Annotated in this window: 17 protein-coding genes and 1 pseudogene; 14 read left to right on the top strand and 4 right to left on the bottom strand. The window is 67.8% G+C overall.

Annotation, left to right across the window (positions count from 1 at the left end; genetic code table 11):
- Nucleotides 1-18: 18 nt before the first annotated feature.
- The gene (locus ACEI37_RS07825; RefSeq protein WP_373376177.1) at nt 19-1,233 is read right to left on the bottom strand and encodes a CaiB/BaiF CoA transferase family protein; all 1,215 of its coding nucleotides are present in this window, start codon (nt 1,231-1,233) and stop codon (nt 19-21) included.
- 406 nt (nt 1,234-1,639) lie between these two features.
- Here ACEI37_RS07825 and ACEI37_RS07820 point away from each other — a divergent pair, with 406 nt between their 5' ends.
- The 5 genes and pseudogenes from ACEI37_RS07820 to ACEI37_RS07800 all read left to right on the top strand — a co-directional run bounded on the left by ACEI37_RS07820 (nt 1,640) and on the right by ACEI37_RS07800 (nt 6,212).
- Nucleotides 1,640-2,665: an acetamidase/formamidase family protein gene (locus ACEI37_RS07820; protein WP_373376176.1), complete on the top strand. Its 1,026-nt coding sequence runs from the start codon at nt 1,640-1,642 to the stop codon at nt 2,663-2,665.
- A 26-nt stretch (nt 2,666-2,691) separates the two neighbouring features.
- On the top strand, nt 2,692-2,901 hold the full coding sequence (locus ACEI37_RS07815) for a XapX domain-containing protein (protein WP_012355165.1): 210 nt from the start codon (nt 2,692-2,694) through the stop codon (nt 2,899-2,901).
- A 31-nt stretch (nt 2,902-2,932) separates the two neighbouring features.
- Nucleotides 2,933-3,124, top strand: a complete 192-nt coding sequence (locus ACEI37_RS07810) for a DUF1427 family protein (protein ID WP_012355164.1) — start codon at nt 2,933-2,935, stop codon at nt 3,122-3,124.
- 49 nt (nt 3,125-3,173) lie between these two features.
- A pseudogene (locus tag ACEI37_RS07805) lies at nt 3,174-5,644 on the top strand (acetamidase/formamidase family protein).
- 70 nt (nt 5,645-5,714) lie between these two features.
- On the top strand, nt 5,715-6,212 hold the full coding sequence (locus ACEI37_RS07800; RefSeq protein ID WP_373376175.1) for a hypothetical protein: 498 nt from the start codon (nt 5,715-5,717) through the stop codon (nt 6,210-6,212).
- Nucleotides 6,213-6,221: 9 nt separating this feature from the next.
- Here ACEI37_RS07800 and ACEI37_RS07795 read toward each other — a convergent pair whose 3' ends face one another.
- A complete protein-coding gene (locus ACEI37_RS07795; protein WP_373376174.1) occupies nt 6,222-6,653 on the bottom strand; it encodes a hypothetical protein in 432 nt (143 codons plus the stop codon).
- Between the two features lie 133 nt (nt 6,654-6,786).
- On the opposite strand from ACEI37_RS07795, the gene ACEI37_RS07790 reads away from it, so the two are divergent.
- From ACEI37_RS07790 to ACEI37_RS07765, 6 genes are all read left to right on the top strand, one after another.
- The gene (locus ACEI37_RS07790) at nt 6,787-7,116 is read left to right on the top strand and encodes an ArsR/SmtB family transcription factor (RefSeq protein ID WP_373376173.1); all 330 of its coding nucleotides are present in this window, start codon (nt 6,787-6,789) and stop codon (nt 7,114-7,116) included.
- 19 nt (nt 7,117-7,135) lie between these two features.
- Nucleotides 7,136-7,630 (top strand): arsenate reductase ArsC, encoded by a 495-nt coding sequence (locus ACEI37_RS07785; protein WP_373376172.1) that lies wholly within the window; start codon nt 7,136-7,138, stop codon nt 7,628-7,630.
- Between the two features lie 3 nt (nt 7,631-7,633).
- Nucleotides 7,634-8,707, top strand: a complete 1,074-nt coding sequence (gene arsB, locus ACEI37_RS07780; RefSeq protein WP_373376171.1) for an ACR3 family arsenite efflux transporter — start codon at nt 7,634-7,636, stop codon at nt 8,705-8,707.
- Nucleotides 8,708-8,904: 197 nt separating this feature from the next.
- Nucleotides 8,905-12,000: an acetoacetate--CoA ligase gene (locus ACEI37_RS07775; RefSeq protein ID WP_373376170.1), complete on the top strand. Its 3,096-nt coding sequence runs from the start codon at nt 8,905-8,907 to the stop codon at nt 11,998-12,000.
- Nucleotides 12,001-12,020: 20 nt separating this feature from the next.
- Nucleotides 12,021-12,800, top strand: a complete 780-nt coding sequence (locus ACEI37_RS07770; RefSeq protein ID WP_373376169.1) for a 4'-phosphopantetheinyl transferase superfamily protein — start codon at nt 12,021-12,023, stop codon at nt 12,798-12,800.
- Between the two features lie 252 nt (nt 12,801-13,052).
- Nucleotides 13,053-13,547: a DNA-binding response regulator gene (locus tag ACEI37_RS07765; RefSeq protein WP_373376168.1), complete on the top strand. Its 495-nt coding sequence runs from the start codon at nt 13,053-13,055 to the stop codon at nt 13,545-13,547.
- A gap of 17 nt (nt 13,548-13,564) precedes the next feature.
- On the opposite strand, the gene ACEI37_RS07760 is transcribed toward ACEI37_RS07765, so the two are convergent.
- Both ACEI37_RS07760 and ACEI37_RS07755 read right to left on the bottom strand, forming a co-directional pair.
- Complete coding sequence (locus ACEI37_RS07760) at nt 13,565-14,632, bottom strand: CBASS cGAMP-activated phospholipase (protein WP_373376167.1); 1,068 nt, start codon at nt 14,630-14,632, stop codon at nt 13,565-13,567.
- Between the two features lie 202 nt (nt 14,633-14,834).
- Complete coding sequence (locus ACEI37_RS07755) at nt 14,835-16,040, bottom strand: MFS transporter (protein ID WP_373376166.1); 1,206 nt, start codon at nt 16,038-16,040, stop codon at nt 14,835-14,837.
- Nucleotides 16,041-16,240: 200 nt separating this feature from the next.
- Here ACEI37_RS07755 and ACEI37_RS07750 point away from each other — a divergent pair, with 200 nt between their 5' ends.
- From ACEI37_RS07750 to ACEI37_RS07740, 3 genes are all read left to right on the top strand, one after another.
- Nucleotides 16,241-17,194: a GlxA family transcriptional regulator gene (locus ACEI37_RS07750; RefSeq protein WP_373376165.1), complete on the top strand. Its 954-nt coding sequence runs from the start codon at nt 16,241-16,243 to the stop codon at nt 17,192-17,194.
- A 252-nt stretch (nt 17,195-17,446) separates the two neighbouring features.
- A complete protein-coding gene (locus tag ACEI37_RS07745; protein WP_373376164.1) occupies nt 17,447-19,102 on the top strand; it encodes a mechanosensitive ion channel family protein in 1,656 nt (551 codons plus the stop codon).
- Nucleotides 19,103-19,186: 84 nt separating this feature from the next.
- Nucleotides 19,187-20,389, top strand: a complete 1,203-nt coding sequence (locus ACEI37_RS07740) for a hypothetical protein (protein WP_373376163.1) — start codon at nt 19,187-19,189, stop codon at nt 20,387-20,389.
- Nucleotides 20,390-20,524 lie beyond the last annotated feature (135 nt).

The raw sequence follows: 20,524 nt of genomic DNA, 5'->3' as shown, positions 1-20,524 counted from the left end.
CCCGGCTTGCGCCGGCCCTTACACCACCCCCGCAGCCTTCAGCGTGGCCACCCGCCCGGCGTCCATGCCGAGCAGGTCGCCCAGCACGCGCTCCGTGTCCTGCGACAGCAGCGGCGGCGCGGCGCGCACCGGCACGCGCTCGCCATCGAGCCGGTACGGCGGCGCCAGCACCTCGACCCGGCCGGTTTCCGGATTGGGCAGCTCGGCCAGCAGGCCGGCTTCGGCCGAGCGCCGCGAGCGCAGCGCCTCGAGCAGCCCCAGCACCTCGCCGCACGGAATGCCGGCGGCGCTCAGCCGCGCCAGCAGCAGCTCGCGCGGTCGGCGCGCCAGTTCGGCACGCAGTTCCGGCAGCAGCGCCTGGCGGTTGGCCGAGCGGCCGGTGTTAGTGGCAAAGCGCTCGTCGGCGGCAAGGTCGGGACGCTCGATCACGTCGGTGCAGAAGCGCTGGAACTGCGCGTTGTTGCCGACCGTGATCACCAGCGGGCCATCGGCCGCGTCGAACACGCCGTAGGGAACGATCGACGGATGGGCGTTGCCGTACTTGGGCGGGTCCTCGCCCATCAGCAGCGCCTCCAGGCCGTAGTAGGCCGTGACCATCAGGCCGCAGTCGTACAGCGCCATTTCCACGTGGCGGCCCTGGCCGGTGCGCTGGCGGTCGTACAGCGCGGCCAGCACCGCCTGCGCCGAATACATGCCGGTGAACATGTCCACCACCGCGGTGCCGAACTTGAGCGGCCCCTGCCCTTCCTCGCCATTCAGCGCCATCAGGCCGGCCTCGCCCTGCACCACCAGGTCGTAGCCCGGGCGGGTCGCCTCGGGGCCGTTGCTGCGGTAGCCGGTGATGGAGCAATAGACCAGCCCCGGGTTGATCGCCTTCAGCGCCTCGTAGCCCAGCCCCATCTTGTCGATGCCGCCGAACTTGAAGTTTTGCACCAGCACGTCGCACTTGGCCGCCAGCTCGCGCACGATGCGCTGCCCTTCGGGCTGCTGCAGATCGATGCCGATGGACTGCTTGTTGCGGTTGGCGCTGTTGAAGTAAGCGGTGTTGCGCGTGCCCACGCGCAGGCCCCAGTCGCGCGTATCGTCGCCGCGGCCGGGGTGCTCGACCTTGATCACCTCCGCGCCCAGGTCGCCCAGCGCCTGCGTGCACATGGGTCCGGCCAGCACGCGGGACAGGTCCAGCACGCGCACGCCGGCCAGCGGCAGGCGCGGGGAATTGTTGGTATCAGCCATCAGGCGATCTCCTTTTTGTGTGTCGTTCGGGCGCGCGGTGCATCGGCCCGGGCTTCGCCCGGATTTTGCACTGTCAAGGCGGGGTCGACAATTCCATGGATCGTTGACACGGTGTCAATCAAAAATTAACACTCCGCCGATCCTGGACTGATGGCTGTCGGCGACAGCGGGTTTACCTTAGTGCGCGGCTACACAAGAGTTTGGGGGGAATCGCCCTACTGCCCGTGCACGCCCGCTCCCTAGTATTGACTCACCGCGGCGACGCCAGCTCGCCAGCGGAAGCAGGCCAAAACCCCTGCGACACATCGCCAGTTTCCAGACCGATTCGACCACGCCAGCCGATCACCCGCTGAACGGCTGTGGATGCGGTCGTGGATACGGCGGCAAAAAAACCAAGGAGACAACCATGCTGCACGACCTGCCCGCCCGCCCCGAGACCATCCACTGGGGCTACTTCGATGCCACCCAGGCGCCCGCGCTGACCGTGAAGAGCGGCGACCTGATCCGCGCCGAAGCCGTGACCCACCACGCCGGCGACGCCCCCGACCTGATGATGGACGACGCCATCCGCGAGATCTACCGCAAGATTCCGCACGACGACCGCCACCCCGGCGTGCACATCATGACCGGGCCGATCTATGTCGACGATGCGAAGCCGGGCGACGTGCTCGAGGTGCGCTACCTGCAGATGATTCCGCGCTTCCGCTTCGGCGCCAATGTCGCCGCCAACTGGGGCCAGCTGTACAAGGAGTTCGAGAAGGAACGCGTCACCATCTACGAGCTGGACCAGGCCTCCAACACCGCGCATGCGCTCTACGCCTATGACTATCCCGGCAAGCTGACCATCCCCGGCAAGGTGGTCGACGAGCGCGAATGCTGCCGCCAGCCGGCGCTGGCAGGCGTGCGCGTTCCGGTGCGCCCGCACCTTGGCACCGCCGGCGTCGCGCCCGACGCGCGCGGGCGCGTCACCACGGTCGAGCCGGGGCTGCACGGCGGCAATATCGACAACTGGCGCATCGGCGCGGGCGCCACCATGTACTACCCGGTGCAGGTCGACGGCGCGCTGTTCTCGATCGGCGACCCGCATATCTCGCAGGGCGACGGCGAAGTCAGCGGCACCGCGATCGAGGCCTCGCTCAACGTGCTGTTCCAGATCGTGCTGCGCAAGGACTTCCATTTCCCCTCGCCGCTGCTGGAAACGCCGGACTGCTGGGTGGTGCACGGCTTCCACGAAGACCTCGATGAAGCTGGCAGGAACGCGGCCCGCGACATGATCCACCTGCTGACCGAGCAACAAGGGCTGTCGCGCGACGATGCCTATTCGCTGATGAGCGTGTCGGCGGACTTCGGCGTGACCCAGGTGGTCGATGGCACCCAGGGCATCCACTGCACCATGCCGCGCACCATCTTCCCACCCAAGGCCAAGGGCTGAGCCCGCGGCTGCCACGGAGAACGCGCATGCAATACGTCTACATAGGCCGCAACGAACTGGTGGCGCTGGTGGTCGGGCTGGTCACCGGCACCCTGTATTCCTGGCTCAACCTGCCGATTCCCGCGCCGAATGTCACCGGCGGGATCTGCGCGATCCTGTTCACGTACATCGGCTACCTGATCGTCCACGCGTGGCGCCGGACCATCGCCTTCGGGCGACCGCCGGCCAGCCGCTGAATCATCGCAACTCATGCGTTGGGGGAATGACATGGTTGAAATTGCATTGGGCAGTACCGAACTGCAGGCCGCGGCCGTTGGCCTGGTGACGGGTCTTCTTTACACTGCGGTACGGGCGCCGATACCGGCCCCGAACGTGCTGGGCGGCATCTTCGCCATCTTCGGCACCTTCGCCGGCTTTGTCCTGGTAGCCGCGATGCGGGGGCAGCTGCTGATCGGCTAAGGCATCGCCGGGCCTTCGCCAGCAACGTTGCGCAGCGCGGCGGACCGCCATGTCCGCCGCGCCTGCGCTGTGGCAGCCAGACCCCAGGGAGGCACCATTGCATCTGCAGCGTTTTTCCACCGAAGCGTATCCGCGCAACCGGCGCGGCGCCGCATGGCGCGACGAGCTCAGGGCCGCGCGCCTGCAGTGCGAAAGCCTGTGCGCCGACCACACCCTGCACGGCACGATCCAGTCGCGCACCACCCCTGCCGGCATCGAACTGACCTGCGTCGGTGCCGCAGACGCTGGCGATCACCGCCGGCGACGGCCGCGGCCTGATGCTGCTGATGCTGACCGAGGGCGAAGCACACCTCGCCAGCCCGGACCTGCGCGAGCCGCTGCGTCCCGGCCAGGTGGTCTGTGTGCCCGAGCACGCGGCGCGCAAGGTGGCGCTGACCACCGGTTTCCGCCTGTTGATCGTGCATATCGGCCAGGCCTTGCTGCACGCGCGCATCACCGCGCCGTTGCCGCGCTCCGCGCTGGTGCTGGGCGGGGATGCGGCGGAACTGTTCGCGCGCCTGCTGCAATCGATGGCGGCCAGCATCGACACCCTGGTGTGCGCCGACGACCGTGCGGTGCAGCCCTTCGACAGCACCATCGTCGCCTGCCTGGGCGCGGCCCTGGCGGACAACCAGCCGAGCGCGCCGGCGGACATGACGCCGTCGCGAGCGGCGGTGTTCGCCCGGGTCTGCAGCCGCATCGACGCACGCCTGGCCGAGCCCGAGCTGAGCCTCGCCGCCATCGCCGCGGACGAACACATGTCGGCCCGCTACCTGCAGAAGCTGTTCGAGAAATCCGGCAGCAGCTTTTCCGCCTACCTGCGTACCAGCCGGCTGGAGCGATGCCGCGCCGACCTGGCCAATGCGCAGTACGACAAGCTGTCGGTCTCCGACATCTGCTATCGCTGGGGCTTCAACGATGCTTCGCACTTCAGCCATGCGTTTCGCGAGCAGTTCGGGATCTCGCCGCGCGCGTACCGCGAGCAGGCCGCGGGCACGCCCGCGCAGCGCCCGCCGCTGAACGTGTCGCGCGGGCTGCCGGCCGATGCCAAACGCGGTCCCGCGCAACAGCGCGCCCCGTCCCACGACGGTTGGCGCGCACGCGTGCAGCCCGCGCCGTCCGTGGTACCCATCACCCAGGCCCGCTCGCACGCGGCCCGTCCCGAAGGCCGCCACCACTGGCTGCAGGCCACCGACAAGACCGTGCACTGGGGCTACCTGAGCCACGAGCTGCCGCCCGTGCTGGAAGTGATGTCGGGCGACACCATCACCATCGAGACGCTGACCCAGCACGCCTCGGACGACCGCGAGCGCATGATCGACGGCGACCCCGGCGCCGAAAGCGTGTTCCACTGGACCGCCGAGCAGAAGAACGTCGACCGCCGCGGCGCCGGCCCGATCGACGCCTCGGTCTACGGGCGCGGTGCCGGCGAGGGTTTCGGCGTGCATATCTGCACCGGCCCGGTCGCCGTGCGCGGCGCCATGCCCGGCGACGTGCTGGAGGTGCGCATCCTCGACGTGCGCCTGCGCCCGTGCGCCAACCCGCGCTTTGCCGGCCGCGCCTTCGGCAGCAACGCCGCGACGTGGTGGGGCTTTCACTACCGCGACATGCTGACCGAGCCGCGCGAGCGCGAAGTGGTGACAGTGTTCGAGATCGACTGCGAACGCGCCGACGGCTGCGCCCGCGCGGTCTACAGCTTCCGCTGGACGCCGCAGCGCGATCCGTTCGGCGTGCTGCATCCCACCATCGACTATCCCGGCGTTCCGGTCGACCACGACACCATCGTCAAGAACCACGACGTGCTGCGCGATATCGAGATCCCGATCCGCCCGCACTTCGGCGTGATCGCGGTGGCGCCGGCGCAGGACGGGCTGATCGACTCGATCCCGCCCTCCAGCTTCGCCGGCAACCTCGACAATTGGCGCGTCACGCGCGGTGCCAGCGTCTACCTGAAGGTGGCGGTGCCGGGCGCGCTGCTGTCGATCGGCGACCCGCATGCGTCGCAGGGCGATTCCGAGCTGTGCGGCACCGCGATCGAATGCTCGCTGACCGGTGACTTCCAGCTGATCCTGCACAAGAGCACCATGATCGAACGCAACGCGCCATTCGCGGATCTGAGCTACCCGCTGGTGGAAACTGCCAACGAATGGATCCTGCATGGCTTCAGCTCGCCCAATCATCTGACCGAGCTGGGCCAGATGGCGCAGAGCCACATCTACCTGAAGTCCACGCTGGACGATGCCATGCGCGATGCCTTCCGCAAGACGCGGCGCTTCCTGATGACGGTCAAGGGGGGCGAGGACGAGCGGGCTGATCTCTGGCCCCCCCCCCCCCCCCCCCCCTGTGACGGTCAAGGGGCTGAGCGAGGACGAGGCGGTGACGCTGATCTCGGTGGCGGTGGATTTCGGCATCACGCAGGTGGTCAACGGCAACTGGGGCGTTCACGCCATCATCAGGAAGGCGTTGTTTACGCGGTCGTGAGGGTGGGCCGGGGCCTGCTGCCGGCCCCTATAGTATTCTCGCGGGTTCCCCGACCCGTACCACGAGATTGATGCCACACACTGAAGACGCGCTGCCCGAGCACGAAGCCTCAGCCATCCACGAACCGCGCCTGTGGCGCGACAAGGGCTGGACCGCCCGCGTGATCAAGAACGAGGATGGCGAAGGCTGGGCGGTGGAGATGATCCGCGACGGCAGCGCCGAGCCGGCGCTGGTCGGCCCCTGGACCATGGGGCGCAACAAGGTCGACCCCAAGCCGCTCGATGCCACCGCGCACCAGACCCTGGTCAAGACCGCGTCGGAAGTGATCCGGCGCCACGAGCAGCAGCTGCACGCGCAGCTGAACAAGCAGGTCAGCATCGAAGCCGAAGCAGGCAGCGTGACCGTGAAGCTGGCGATCACGCCGGATGAGTTCGAGCCCTTCGGCACGCTGACCGCCGAGGATGGCTTCGGCGAAGTGCTGGCCAGCATCAAGGTGCGGCCCGACTTCCGGCTGACGCGCGACAGCGCCGAGCGCTGGGCCGCCAGCGGCTTCGACAAGATCCGCTAGCCGGGACGGTTACTTGCGCAGCCGCAACAGCTCGGCGTAGGAGACCAGCTTGCTTTTCTCCCTGGCCAGCGTTTTGGTCTTGGCAGCCGGGCGCTTCGGCTGGCCACGCTCGAATTTGGCGGCGGCGCGTTCGTCTTCGCGCGCGTAAGTCCGTTCGGACCGGGCTTCCGCCTTCAGCCGTTCCGCTTCCAGCCGCGCGGCGCTGCGTTCCTCGCGCGCGATATCCTGCGCGGCCGACATGATCTCGGCCCTCAGCAGGTTGCGCCTCTGCCTGGCGGCGGCACGGGCCGCCTGCAATTCTTCCTTGCGCTGCCGCAGCCAGTCCCTGCGGTTGACCGGCGCGGGCCTGGCTTCCGCCGGCACGCTCAGGCGCAAGGCACGGCTGAGCGAGACCTGGTCGGTCCGCCGTGCACGCCGCCGCTCTTCCTTCCCTTTACTCACGCTGCATGACTCTCCTGACACCGCACGGGTGGCGCCTGCATCTCGTCCATGGATGTCGTTGAACCCTTCACCAACCTTACCACAGCAACAAAAGCTGCTTGCCCGGTTTCCATGTTTCGAATATATTCGAAACATGGAAACCGATGACGCCCTTACCGCGCTGGCAGCGCTCGCCCACTCGATCCGCCTGGCCGTGTTCAGGCTGCTGGTACAGGCAGGCCCGGGCGGCCTGCCCGCCGGCCGGATCGCCGAACTGATCGAGATCCCGGCATCCTCGCTGTCGTTCCACCTGAAGGAGCTGCACCGCGCCGGCTTGCTGACCAGCCGCCAGGACGGCCGCTCGATCATCTACATGGCGCATTTCGACACCATGAATGGCCTGCTGGCCTACCTGACGCAGAACTGCTGCGGTGGCAATCCTTGCTCGCCGGTGTCGCCCTGCTCGGTAGCCTCGTCGTCCTGAAATTTGTTGACCCGCTCCCGTGACCAACAACGTACTGATCCTTTGTACCCACAACTCGGCGCGCAGCGTGCTGGGCGAAGGGATGCTGAACCACCTGGCGCGGCGCGCCGGCCGCGATGTCCGCGCCTATAGCGCGGGCAGCGCGCCCAGCGGCCGGGTCAACCCGTTCGCCATCGAAGTTCTCGGCAACGCAGGCGTCGATGTAAGCGACTTGCGCAGCAAGAGTTGGGACGAATTCGCGGGCGAAAACGCCCCGCCCATGCGCATCGTGATCACGGTGTGCGACAGCGCGGCGGAAGAAGCCTGCCCGTACTGGCCAGGCAGCCCGGTGAAAGTGCATTGGGGCTATCCCGATCCGTCCCGCACGGAAGGCAGTGACGACAACAAGCGCCAGGCCTTCGAGCTGACCCGACAGGCCATCGCCTACCGCATGCAGCAACTGCTGCTGCTCCCGCTCGACGACATGAGCAACGCCGAACTCGAGAGGGCGCTGCAGCGCCTGGCGCGGAGCTGATCCATGACCAGCCAGCACGTCGTCACATCGACCCCGGCCGCCCCGCCTGCCATCGGCTTTTTCGAGCGCTACCTGACGATCTGGGTGGCGCTGTGCATCGTCGCCGGCATCGCGCTGGGGCAGATACTGCCCGGCGTATTCCAGGCCATCGGGCGGATGGAATATGCGCAGGTCAACCTGCCGGTGGGACTGCTGATCTGGGTGATGATCATCCCGATGCTCGTCAAGATCGATTTCGGCGCGCTGGCGCAGGTGAAATCGCACTGGCGCGGCATCGGCGTAACGTTGTTCATTAACTGGGCGGTCAAGCCGTTCTCGATGGCGCTGCTCGGCTGGGTCTTCGTGCGTCATCTGTTCGCGCCGCTATTGCCGGCCGACCAGATCGACAGCTATGTGGCCGGCCTGATCCTGCTCGCCGCCGCTCCATGCACGGCGATGGTGTTCGTCTGGAGCCAGCTGTGCAAGGGCGACCCGTACTTCACGCTGTCGCAGGTGGCGCTGAACGACGCCATCATGGTGGTCGCCTTCGCGCCGGTGGTGGCGCTGCTGCTGGGCCTGTCCGCGATCACGGTGCCGTGGGATACGCTGCTCACGTCAGTGGCACTGTACATCGTCGTGCCGGTGATCTTCTCGCAGGCGCTGCGCAAGCTGTTGCTGCGCCGCGGCGCTGGGCATTTCCAGCGCGTGGTCCGGCGCCTGGGGCCGTACTCGATCACCGCGCTGCTGCTGACGCTGGTGCTGCTGTTTGCGTTCCAGGGCAAGGCCATCCTCGAGCAGCCGCTGGTGATCGCGCTGCTGGCGGTGCCGATCCTGATCCAGGTGTTTTTCAACTCGGGGCTGGCTTACCTGCTGAATCGCAAGCTCGGCGTTGCGCATTGCGTCGCCGGTCCATCCAGCCTGATCGGCGCCAGCAACTTCTTCGAGCTGGCCGTGGCCACCGCCATCAGCCTGTTCGGCTTCCAGTCCGGCGCGGCGCTTGCCACCGTGGTGGGGGTGCTGATCGAGGTGCCGGTGATGCTGCTGGTGGTCGCCATCGTCAACCGGTCGCAGCGTTGGTATGAGGCCGGGGCACGCTAGGCAGCCGACCGCATAGTGGCGCGGCGTGCGGACATGGCCTGCGCCGGTTTCATCACGCCGCAGCGCACCCGTATCGACGACGGTCCACCGAACATGCGTGCGATGACGCACAGACCAGAATCTGCCAGCCATTAATCTCGATGCCATGAACACGCCATCACTTCGAATGGCGTGCGCCGGTCTCTCAGGAGCATCGGATGGATCGATTTTATTTGTTGGACGCCTCGTTCTGCCCGAGCGTCAACCAGGGTCGCACTCCCATTTACGTCAGCTCGCCGGAGCGCGCCGTGGCGTCGCAGATGACCGCGTTTACCGCGGCGCTGCAGGCGTACACCGGTCAGTCGTTCCACCGCTACGGCGCGTTGCACGATTTCTCGGTACGGGAATACCGGACCTTCTGGCGCTGCTTCCTGCAGTGGTCGCAAGGGCTGGCGTGGTCGGGCGACCCCGAGCCGGTCTGCGTCGGCGACGATTGCGAGCATGCCCGCTTCTTCCCGAACCTGCTGCTGAACTATGCGGACAACCTGCTTGGGCTGGAAATCGCTGGGCCCGATGCACCGGCGCTGACCGCCTGCCACGCCGATGGCCGGCGTGAACGCCTGACCCGGGGCGAACTGCGCGAGCGTGTCGCGCGCGCGGCACATGCGTTGTCACAGCTCGGCTTGCGCGAAGGGGACCGTGTGGTGGGCGTGATGCGCAACGACGCCGAGGCCATCATCGCCGCGCTGGCGGTGACCGCGCTCGGCGCCACGCTGTCCACCGCCGCGGCCGAGATGAGCGTCGAGACCCTGCTCGATCGCTTCGCGCCGCTGGCGCCGCGACTGCTGCTCGCGCACACCGCGCAGCGCGCCTTCGACACCGGCATCCCGCTGGCGGACAACGTCGCCGGCGTGGCTGCCGCGCTCCCTTCGCTACAGGGCATCGTCCAGCTCGACGACGGCACCTTGCCGGCCACGGTCAGACAGCCGGTCCATGCGCTGGCCGACCTGATCCACCGCGGCGACGCGGAACGCTTCGTGTTCCAGCGCTTCCCGTTCAACCATCCGCTCTTCATCATGTTTTCGTCGGGCACCACCGGCAAGCCCAAATGCATCGTGCACGGCGCCGGCGGCAGCCTGCTGGAGCACCTGAAGGAGCACCGGCTGCACTCCGACCTTCGCACCGGCGACCGCATGTACTTCCACACCACCTGCGCGTGGATGATGTGGAACTGGCAGCTGTCGGCGCTGGCGTCCGGGACCGAGATCGTCACCTATGACGGCCCGATCGCCACGGTCGACGCGTTGTGGCGCCTGGTCGCGGACGAGCGCGTCACGGTGTTCGGCACCAGTCCCGCCTACCTGAAGATGTGCGAGGACGCCGGCCTGGTGCCCGGCCAGCAGTTCGACCTGGGCGCGCTGCGCGCAGTGATGTCGACCGGTTCGGTGCTGTTCGATGCGCAGTTCGAATGGGTGCGCGATCACGTCAAGCCGCTGCCGCTGCAGTCTATTTCCGGCGGCACCGACATCCTGGGCTGCTTCGTGCTGGGCAATCCGAACCTGCCGGTCTATGCGGGCGAAGCGCAGTGCAAGAGCCTGGCGCTCGATGTGCAGGCGTGGGAACACGGCGCGCCCACCAGCGGCATCGGCGAGCTGGTGTGCGCCAACCCGTTCCCGTCGCGGCCGCTGGGCTTCTATGGCGACGTCGACGGCCAGGGCTTCCACAAGGCCTATTTTTCGGCCAACGCGGGGGTCTGGACCCACGGCGACCGGATCGAATTTCCGCCCGAAGGCACGGCGCGCCTGCATGGCCGTTCCGACGGCGTGCTCAATGTGCGCGGCATCAATGTCGGGCCGGGCGAGATCTATCGGGTGCTGCGCGATATCTCCGAGATCCGCGAGGCGATGGTGGTCGAGCAGCGCGCGCGCACGGCACCGCCGGACCGCACACATGCGGAGCGGTACGACCAACGCATGGTGCTGCTGCTGGTGTTGCAGGACGGCGTTGCGCTGACCGGCGCGCTGGCCGCGCGCGTGCGCCGCGACCTGGCGCGCCGCGCCTCGCCAACCCATGTGCCCGACCGCATCCTGGCCGTGCCGGCGCTGCCGGTCACGCACAACGGCAAGTTCTCCGAAGCGGCGGCGCGCAACGCGGTCAACGGCCTGCCGGTGGGCAACGCCGCGGCGTTGCGCAATCCGGACTGCCTCGACGCCATCCGCCATCATCCGGCCCTGAACCTCGCGGCGCGCGAACTGCCCGCCCCCGGCACGTCGCGCGAGCAACTCGAGCGTCATTTGCAGGCGCTGTGGGAGCGCTTGTTCGATTTCGCCCCGATCGGCCGCGACGACAATTTCTTCGACCTCGGCGGACATTCGCTGCTGGCCGCGCGGCTGCTGGCGGACGTGCACCAGTCGACCGGCCGCACGATTCCGCTGGCGACGCTGCTGTTCGCGCCCACCATCGCCGGCCTGGCTGCGGCGATCGACGAAGCCGCATCCCCGCGGCCCTCGCCCAACCTGGTGCCCGTGCGCAGCGGCACCGGCTCGCCGCTGTTCCTGGTGCACGGCGCGAGCGGCTCGGTGATGGAGTGCTGGGGCATGGTCAACGCGCTGCGCACTTCGCGCCCGGTCTACGGGCTGCAGGCACGCGGCCTTGACGGCGAACAGCCGACGCAGCGGCGCGTCGAAGACATGGCGGCCAGCTATATCGAGCAGATCCGCAGCCTGCAGCCGCGCGGTCCCTATGCGCTGGCCGGCTACTCGTTCGGCGGGCTGGTGGTGTTCGAGATGGCGCAACAACTGACCCGCGCCGGCGAGCAGGTCGAACTGCTGTGCCTGCTCGACACCTATGTCTGCGAGCATTTCCTGCCATGGCGCACCTGGATGCGCTACTGCTGGAACTATCCCGGCTGGCAGTTGCGCAAGCTGCGCGCGGTGCCGGCGGCACAGCGCGTGCGCTACCTGAAGTACGCGCTGCGCCGGGCCGCGGAAGGGGTCGGCATGCGCCGCGGCGGCATCACCTGCAAGCCCGACGCGTTGAGCGAATCGCTGCCGCCGGCACTGCGGCAGGTGCGCGAGACCATGGTGCGTGCCATGACCACGTATCGACCGCGGCCGTACCACGGCGGCCCGGTGCTCTATCTGCGCGCCGCAGTCAGGCAGCAGCAGCGCGGGGATCCGCTGTCGTTGTGGCGGCGCGTCGCGCTGGGCGGCCTGACCATCGCCGAGGTGCCCTGCAGCCACTTCGAGCTGGTCGTCGAACCCAACCTGCTGGCGGTGGCGGCGATCCTCGACGAAGGGCTGGCAGGCGCGTGACGCCGCGGACATGGCACAGCATGCAGCATGACGGCCTTGCCGCGCAGGGCGCGGCAGCTCCCGCGCCGCTCGCGCCGTTCCTGCTGCCGCAACCGGAGCGCCTCGCATTGCCGGACGGCGCGGTACAGGTATGGAGGCTGGATGACGCGCAGGTCGATCCGGCATGCACGCGGCTGGCCCATACGCTTGCGGCGGATGAGCGCGCACGTGCCCTGGCCTACCGGCACGCCAGGCACCGCAATGGCTATATCGCCCGGCGCGGGCTGCTGCGCTGGCTGGTCGGCGGCTATCTGCACTGCCGGCCCGAGGCGCTGCGCTTCATTGTGTCGGCCTACGGCAAGCCGGTGCTGCAATGGCCGCAGGCGCGGCTCGCTTTCAGCGTGTCCCACACCGACGGCCTGGCGCTGCTGGCCTTCGCCCGGGATTGCCGCCTCGGCGTGGACGTGGAGCGGCGTGCCGGTGGCGTGAAGGTAGCGGACGTCCCCGGATTTGGACGCGGCATATTTTCCGCGCAGGAAGCGCAGGTCCTCGCGCGCGCTCGGCTTTCGGCCGAGGCGCTGCTAAGCATCTGGACGCGCAAGGAAGCGCTGCTGAAAGCGCTCGGCACCGGCCTGTCGGCCGATCCCACCGCGTACACGACGGAAGACGACTGGCGGCGCGGCGCGGGCCATTGGCAGGCTTCGCGTGATGGCATACCCATGTCCGGCTGGACCTGCCTGGACCTGGATGCCGGTGCCGGGTTCCGGGCGGCGCTGGCCGTATCGCTGCCGGACGCAAGCGTCACGTGGCACCGCTGCTGACCGGTCCCGCGGCTCGGCAAGGGTCGGGCCACGTAACACGTTACGTTACACGTAACGCCTGCCGCCCTGACACCAGCCATGCACGCGGGCCGGTCCACATGGGCCGACCTGCCGCAAACCCGCGACCCGCCTGGGTCGTGGCGCTGACCGGGCGCGCAGGCCCGGGCCCTGCCGGAGTTGGCATCGCCTTTGCTGATTGCGGTGAAATGCGTTGGCCACCAAGCCAATGCCGGATACAAAGCGGAGCAAGGAATGAGCTGGACTAACCGTGGAGCGCCGGCCCCGGCGCAGGTGCTGGAATGCGGCGGCGAGGCCCATGCCGTGGTCATCGACGACATGCCGATGTACCGGCACGGCATTACGCGCCTGCTTGGCGAGATGCCAGGCATCGGCCGGGTAGAACCCGTGGAGACCGAGGCCCTGGCGGCGCGCAACCTGCGCTTGCCGGCGCCGGCGCTGCTGGTGTTCGGCATGCCGCCGGACCTGGCCGAAGGCTGGAACCAGCTGCGGCTGGCCAGCCTGGCGCTGCGGCCGCGGCGCCTGCTGCTGATCTCGGACAATATGTGGCTGCGCCTGCCGCCCGGCCTGGACGCCCGCTTTGCGCGCACCCTGTGCCGCTCGGCGTCGCTGGCAACGATCGAACGGGACGTGCGCGCGCTGCTGGACCTGCCGCTCGCCGCGCCGGCCCGGCCCGAGCCGGAGGCCATGCCGGCTGGCTTCCGGCGTCCCTTCCACGCGTTCGCGTAAGACGCGGCTATCCGGGCCTATCGCGCCGGCGAGATCCTGTGCACCTGCGCCGTGGCGCCGAAGCCGCGGCGCGCGAACGCGCCTGCGTTCTCGTTCTCGCCGTAAAAGAATGTCGGAGCGGGGGCGAGATGCCTCAGGAACGGCTGGACTTCCCGGCTGCCGATGCAGATCTTGGACCGCTCCGAGGCCGCGCCCAGCAGCACCTCCCTGGCCGCATGGTCGGCTCTGTCCATGCCGACAGCGCGTGCGCGCTGGTCGGTCAGGTCATCGTCAATCAGCACATAGCGCCCCGGCAGCAGGTGCGACAGCATGAAATCGCTCAACGCTTCCTGGACCGATATCGACAGTCCGAACAAGCGCCGGGGCATGTTCGCGGGATTGATACCGCCCCAGTCATAAGTGCCGCCCTCGCGATTGCGGCGCGGGTTCACGGTGAACTTCGACGACATCGTTCCGATCGCCATGACGTGCACCTCGGCGGGCGAGCGCAGCAGGGAATACTGCGCTTCATGCACGGCCAGCAGGCCGGGCGCATTGGCATAAAGACCGCCGTCGACGAACTGGTTGTGGTTGAACGTGTAGCGCGCGAAGTAGGCCGGCGCGGCACTGGTGGCCATCGCTATATCCGCGATGCGGAACTTGTAGTCGCGCTTGAAATTGACATGGTGCGGCGTCTTGAATATCTGCGGCCGCCCGGTGGAGTAATTGATCGCGGGTATGACGACCCGGTGCGCGCAGGCGCCGAGCAGGCGTTCGCCGAACAGATGCTCGGCGCAGAGCAGTTCCAGCAGCCGGCGCGATCCGAACGGCGCGCGCCAGATGCCGGCAAGCGACCAGCGCCGCTGGAAGATCTGCTCGCCGTGCCGCGTCAGCAGGTCGACGATGCGGCTTGCCGGCAGCTCCAGCGCCAGGGCAAGCGCAATGACCCCGCCGATCGAAGTCCCGGCGATCAGGTCGAACCGGGTCGCGATCGGGGCCCCGATTTCCTCCTCGAAATCGGCAAGCAGCCTGGCGGTGTACAGCCCGCGAAAGCCGCCGCCCGAGAGCGCAAGGATCTGAAACCGGTCCGGAGCCGACTCGTCCAAGGATTCCCCCTGCTGCCGTATGAACTGTCGTCGCACGGCTGCCAACCCATGTCGGGGTCGCATCGCAATGCAGTCCCCCGAGTGCCATGCGCATCCATACTAGGCGACGGCTGGGTGTTTTTACAGAAAACGCCGTGAGCGATGTAGCCCGATCATGCAGGCAATTAGATGGCATTTCATTCTGATTTGCACGACGGCACTGTCATGCGCCACAGGCCCCGCGACCGTCCGCTGCCAGCGCGGCCATTGACGCCTGGCCAGCAGCGGGTCGTTGCGTACGGCGATGCGCCGCCACGGTAAAGCCGAATGCCAGTGCAATGAGCAAGGCCGCGACCAAGCCAAGGTACTGCGCGTCGGTAGTCCGGAGCACGAGCCCGCCAAGCACGCCCGAGCACGCAAGGCCGAGATACGTGGCGGTATTGTTCAGCGCGAGCAGCAGCGGCGCCACCTGCGGCGACAGTTCCACCAGCCAGTGCTGTTGCGGCACGATGAGCCCCCATCCGCACAGCCCCCAGACCACCAGCGCGATGACGGCACTGAGCGGATGCGCCGAGGTCCATGGCAGCGCGCAGAAATTGACAATGGCCATCCACAGCATCGCGCTGACGATATGGCGACTGTCGAACCGGTCCACCAGGCGGCCGGCCAGAAGATTGCCCACGGTGGCGGCGACGCCCCACAGCAGCAACAGACCCGCGAGCATGCGGCCATCGCCGCGCGTCACCGGTTCCAGGACCACGCCCGCATACGTATAGACCATCAGGAAGCCGCCGAACGCGAACAGCGAGGTCATCAACGTCAGCGCGATGCGCCCGTCGCGTAACGGGGCAAGCCGCTCACGCAGCCGGATCGATGCCGGCGGTGCGATGGATGGCAGCAGCGCCCAGACCCCAATCATCGCCGCGGCTCCCAGCGCGGTGACGAACCATAGCGTCGTCCGCCAGCCGCCCAAGCCGCCGATCAGCGTGCCGATCGGCGAACCTAACGCGGTGGCACCCGTCAGGCCGGCGGTCACGGTCGCCAGCGCGCGCCCCCGCTTGTTCGGATCGGCAAGTACCGAGGCCACGCCCAACGCGGTCGGCGCGAACAGTGCTGCGCCGAATCCCGCCAGGGCGCGGCTCATCAGCACCCATTGCATGTCCGTGGCGAGGGCGCTAACGGCATTGCCGACCACGAAGACGCCAAGCGCCGCCACCAACAGCAGCTTGCGCGGCAAGCCGCCTGCGACGGCTGCCATCACGGGAGCGGCCAGCGCGTAGGTCAGCGCGTAGAACGTCACCATCAGGCCAGCCGCGCTGACCGAGGTATGCAGCGACGCCGCCACGCTCGGAAGAATGCCGGCGATGACGAAGTTGTCGGTGCCCAATGCGAACATGCCCAGCGCGAGGATCAAGAGTCGACGGTCCATACGAAAACCCGCTGCGAAATGCGGTGAAGGTCAGGGTCTGAGGCGGCGCACGCGCCGTGAGATTGTTGTGCGGTTTCCGCCACGGGCGGCCGGTGGAGAAGACTGCCAGTCGATCATAGCCAACGTTGACCGCGTCTCAAATGTCATATATACGGTCAATTCAGGACATGACTTTGCGGCGCATCTGCCAGGGGACTTCCATGCACACGATCGGCTTTGTCGTATCTCCAAACTTTTATGTGATGGGCCTGGCGGCGATCACCGCATTCGAGCTGGCCAACGGCGTACTGGAAGAACAGGCCTATGTGGTGACCGTCCTGTCCGAGAAGGGCGGACTGGTGACGTCCTCGGCAGGCATACGCGTCGAATCGGAGCCCTTCGGCGACCGCACCTTCGATACGGTGATGTTCGGCTCCGGCGTCGAAATCGACCTGGTTTCCGGCACGCTGACAGCGTTTGTCAGACGGGCAATCGAGACGTCGAGACGGGTTGCCGCCCCTTGCACTGGCGCCTTTGTCCTGGCGCACGCGGGCGTGCTGGATGGCCGGCGGGCAACGACCCATTGGCGCTTCGCGCACGACCTGCAGCGGCACTTTCCCGAGGTCACCGTCGAGGAAGACCAGATTTTCATCGTGGACGGCCCGATCTGGACTTCGGCCGGGATGACGGCGACCATCGACATGGCGCTGGCCATGATTGAAAAGGACCACGGCGCCGAAGTCTCGCGCGCGGTCGCGCGCAAGCTGGTGATCTACCACCGGCGCGCGGGCGGGCAATCGCAGTTCTCCACCTTGCTCGATCTCGATCCGAAATCCGACCGGATCCAGAAGGCCATCGATTACGCCAGCGCCAACTTGCGCAACGCATTGACCGTCGATGAACTCGCCGGCATCGCGGGGCTGAGCCCGCGCCAGTTCAGTCGGGCGTTCAGCGCCGAGACCGGGCAGTCGCCGGCCAAGGCCATCGAACTTCTACGCGTGGAGGCCGCCCGGCTGATGCTGGAGAAGGGACGGCTCTCGCTAGACGTGATCGCGCGAGAAGTAGGATTTGTCGACCGGGACAGGATGCGCCGCGCATTCCTGCGTACGACTGGTCAGCCACCTCAGGCGGTCCGCCGCATCGGCAGGGAAACGCGCGGGCGGGTACCTGGTTGAACGCAACAGCGCCCGTGCAGAATGGCTGCGCATAGAAGCGCTCGCGCCGTGCACGGACAGCTCGACCGCCAGACAGGTGATGCACGCGTCGCAGTGCAACACGCCGATTTTTCTAAGCTCGCCGCCCAAAAAGTTTCACTTCCGCTGCAAATCGCAAGCTGTAACCATGCACCCAACTCTGTCCCCGGCCCGCATGGATGGGGAACGCGCGCGGCGGTGGCACCGCCGTTTCCCAAATCACGCGAGCGACGGATGACCATGGTGTTCTTGCTGATGCGGCGGCTTTCCGTGCTGGCCATCCTGCTGTGGCCTGGCATCGCCACAGTCCAGGCCGCGCCGGACCCCGTCGCCGAAGCCAGGGCCGCGCCGGTCGAAGTCCGCCTGATGAACCGCCCGATCGTGGTGCTGCGTGCAACGCTGGCCGGCGTCACGCCCGAAGCGCGCGTCCGGCGCGCGCGCGACCGCTTCGAAGCGCTGACCCCGGCCGACCTGCGCCAGCCCGTGCGCACCAGCCCTGGCGAGCTTGCCGGCCAGCATGGCGAAGCCATCTATGTCGGCGACCGGCTGCTGCTGGCCGTGGTCGAAGGCGACCTCGATCCCGAGGACAAGGCCGCCTCGCTCGAGACGCTGGTCCGCCAGACCGTCGACAATGTCGGCCAGGCCGTTGCCGCGCGCCGACAGCAACAGCACTGGCCCACGCTGATTCGCGGCGCCCTGCGCACGGGCGGCGCGCTGGCGGTCGCGGTGTTGCTGGTGTGGGGGCTGACCCGGACCCGGCGCTTGCTGGGGCGCGTGGTGGACGCCTCGCTGCAGCGGCACCTGAAGGCACGCACCGCCAACGGCTTCGACTGGACCGCCGCGCTCTACCAGCTGACCGACCGTATCGTGCGCATCCTGGCGGTGGCGCTGTTCGCGCTGGTCGCCTTTGTCTGGCTGGAATTCTCGCTGCTGCAGTTTCCGCTGACGCACCCGCTCGGCGCGCGCATGGGTGCCTACCTGTGGCGGCTGCTGGAAGGCATCGGCGACGCCGTGGTCCGCGCCATCCCGGGCCTGCTGGTGGTCGCCATCATCCTGTTCATCACGCGTGGCGTGCAGGCCGTGGTCTCGAGCGTGTTCACCGCCACCGAGCGCGGCAACCTCACGGTGCCCGGCCTGCATCCGGAGACGGTGCCGGCGACGCGCCGCCTGGCCACGGTGCTGGTGTGGGCGCTGGGCTTCACCTTTGCCTATCCCTACATTCCCGGCTCGCAGAGCGATGTGTTCAAGGGCGTGTCGGTGCTGCTCGGCTTCATGCTGACGCTGGGCTCGGCCAATGTCGTCAACCAGCTGATGAGCGGCATGGTGCTGGTCTATGCGCGCGCGCTGCGCGTGGGCGACATGGTCAGCATCGGCGATACGGTGGGATGGGTTGAGAGCCTGGGTCCGCTGTCGGTCAGGCTGGTCAACCTGCGGCAGGAGCAGGTCACGCTGCCGAACGCGGTGGTGGTCGGCAGCGCCGTGCACAACTATTCGCGCTCCGGGGACATCAACCAGGGCAGCGCCGCGCTGCTGTCATCAGCGGTGACGATCGGCTATGACACACCCTGGCGCCAGGTCCATGCGATGCTGCTCAATGCCGCCCGCCAGGTGCCCGGGCTGGATACGGCCACGGCACCCTTCGTGCTGCAGCGCGGGCTGTCGGACTTCTACGTCGAATACGAACTGTTCTTCGCCATCGAAGACCCGCGCCGCCGCTTCTTCGCCCTGTCCACGCTGCATGCCGCGATCCAGGATGAGTTCAACCGCCACAACGTCCAGATCATGTCGCCGCATTTCGTGCTGCAGCCGAAGGAGCCGGTGATGGTGCCGACCGAACAATGGCATGCGCCCCCCGCCACGCCCCCCGCGCAACAGCGCAGCGACGGTTGAGTCGTCCGCACGGCGCGGCGATCACGCATCGGTGCACGCCATGCCGGCCTGCCCGGCCCCGCGGGTCTTCACCAAGGAGCGGACATGAACACGGCATACCGCAATGCAGAGCGTCCTGACTCCGGTCGCGAGATCCTCGCTGATACCTTCTCGCTGGTGCGGGACGACGTGCTGTACCGGCTGCAACGGCGCATCGGGCTGATCCCCGCCGAGGGCCTTGGCGTGGCCAGGCGCGCGCTGTTCTACAGCATGCTCGCGTGGCTGCCGCTGGTGGTTTGGGCCGTGATCCATGGCCGCGTGACCGGGCAGGATGGCGAATCGCTGTTCGGGCACTACGCCATTCATGTCCGTTGCCTCATCGGCATTCCGCTGCTGATCTGCGCCGAAGCCATCGCGCACAGCGTGATCCCGCTATGCCTGCAGCAGTTTGCGCGCAGCGGCCTGGTCGACGAGGGGCTGGCGCCGCGCTTCCGCGAGATCGTCGAAGGCGCCGCCCGCCTGCGCGACCGCACCTATCCGTGGGTCATCATCGGCGGGCTGGTGCTGGGCTGGACCATCGCGGTCTCGGTGGCGCCCAGCCGCGACGAGATCGGCTGGGGCGATCTTGATGGTGCCGCGGGCTTTGCGACGTGGTGGTTCCTGCTGGTGTCGCGGCCGGTCTTCAACGTGCTGCTGCTGGCCTGGCTGTGGCGGCTGCTGCTGACCACCATCGTGCTGATGCGCATTGCCCGGCTGCCGCTGCGGCTGGTGCCCAGCCATCCCGACCGGGTCGGCGGGCTGTCGTTCCTGAACCGGGTCCAGTTCATCTTCGCGCCGTTCTCGTTTGCGGTGTCCGCGGTGATGGCCGCGGCGTGGGCGCACGAAGTGATGTACCACGGCGTCGCCATTCCGTCGCTTTACCCGCAGATGGGCACGCTGGTGGTGGTGCTGACGCTGCTCACGCTGCTGCCCATGTTCGGCTTCGTGCCACTGCTGGCCAGCACGCGCAAATGGGCCCTGCTCGACTATGGCGCGCTGCTGGCCGACCATAACCGCAAGGTGGACCGACGCTGGATCCACGGCGAACCGGGGCAGGCCGACGATCCGCTGCTGGATGCGCCAGAGCTGGGGCCGGTCGCGGACACGCATGCCATCTACAACGCCGTGGCCGGCATGCGCAGCTCGCTGGTCGACAAGCGCGTGCTGCTGGCCACCGCCCTGCCCGCGGCGCTGCCGATGCTGATGCTGGCATCCACGCAGCTGCCGCTGAAGTCCACGCTGGCCAAGCTGCTCATGACGTTGCTGTAGACGGGGTGAGGATTTCTGCTGTCGCCTTGAGAATCACGCAGGCTTAAAGAGCTTATAAGCTGTACTAATCAATCCGGCACGGCAATCTTGACGACAATGATGGCCTTATGACACCAGCGCGTGCGTCCGCGCGCC

Origin of the sequence: Cupriavidus nantongensis, from assembly GCF_041726985.1 — a bacterium.
Taxonomy (GTDB): Bacteria; Pseudomonadota; Gammaproteobacteria; order Burkholderiales; family Burkholderiaceae; genus Cupriavidus; species Cupriavidus nantongensis_A.
This window is presented reverse-complemented; position numbering and strand designations above follow the sequence as displayed.

Bases quoted from the DNA above. Each gene is read 5' to 3' on its own strand.
- ACEI37_RS07825 (WP_373376177.1), bottom strand. From the start codon at position 1,233: ATGGCTGATACCAACAATTCCCCGCGCCTGCCGCTGGCCGGCGTGCGC.
- ACEI37_RS07790 (WP_373376173.1), top strand. From the start codon at position 6,787: ATGGAAACCGATGACGCCCTTACCGCGCTGGCAGCGCTCGCCCACTCG.
- ACEI37_RS07815 (WP_012355165.1), top strand. From the start codon at position 2,692: ATGCAATACGTCTACATAGGCCGCAACGAACTGGTGGCGCTGGTGGTC.
- ACEI37_RS07820 (WP_373376176.1), top strand. From the start codon at position 1,640: ATGCTGCACGACCTGCCCGCCCGCCCCGAGACCATCCACTGGGGCTAC.
- ACEI37_RS07755 (WP_373376166.1), bottom strand. From the start codon at position 16,040: ATGGACCGTCGACTCTTGATCCTCGCGCTGGGCATGTTCGCATTGGGC.
- ACEI37_RS07770 (WP_373376169.1), top strand. From the start codon at position 12,021: ATGCAGCATGACGGCCTTGCCGCGCAGGGCGCGGCAGCTCCCGCGCCG.
- ACEI37_RS07745 (WP_373376164.1), top strand. From the start codon at position 17,447: ATGACCATGGTGTTCTTGCTGATGCGGCGGCTTTCCGTGCTGGCCATC.
- ACEI37_RS07750 (WP_373376165.1), top strand. From the start codon at position 16,241: ATGCACACGATCGGCTTTGTCGTATCTCCAAACTTTTATGTGATGGGC.
- ACEI37_RS07740 (WP_373376163.1), top strand. From the start codon at position 19,187: ATGAACACGGCATACCGCAATGCAGAGCGTCCTGACTCCGGTCGCGAG.
- ACEI37_RS07775 (WP_373376170.1), top strand. From the start codon at position 8,905: ATGGATCGATTTTATTTGTTGGACGCCTCGTTCTGCCCGAGCGTCAAC.
- ACEI37_RS07810 (WP_012355164.1), top strand. From the start codon at position 2,933: ATGGTTGAAATTGCATTGGGCAGTACCGAACTGCAGGCCGCGGCCGTT.
- ACEI37_RS07765 (WP_373376168.1), top strand. From the start codon at position 13,053: ATGAGCTGGACTAACCGTGGAGCGCCGGCCCCGGCGCAGGTGCTGGAA.
- arsB (WP_373376171.1), top strand. From the start codon at position 7,634: ATGACCAGCCAGCACGTCGTCACATCGACCCCGGCCGCCCCGCCTGCC.
- ACEI37_RS07800 (WP_373376175.1), top strand. From the start codon at position 5,715: ATGCCACACACTGAAGACGCGCTGCCCGAGCACGAAGCCTCAGCCATC.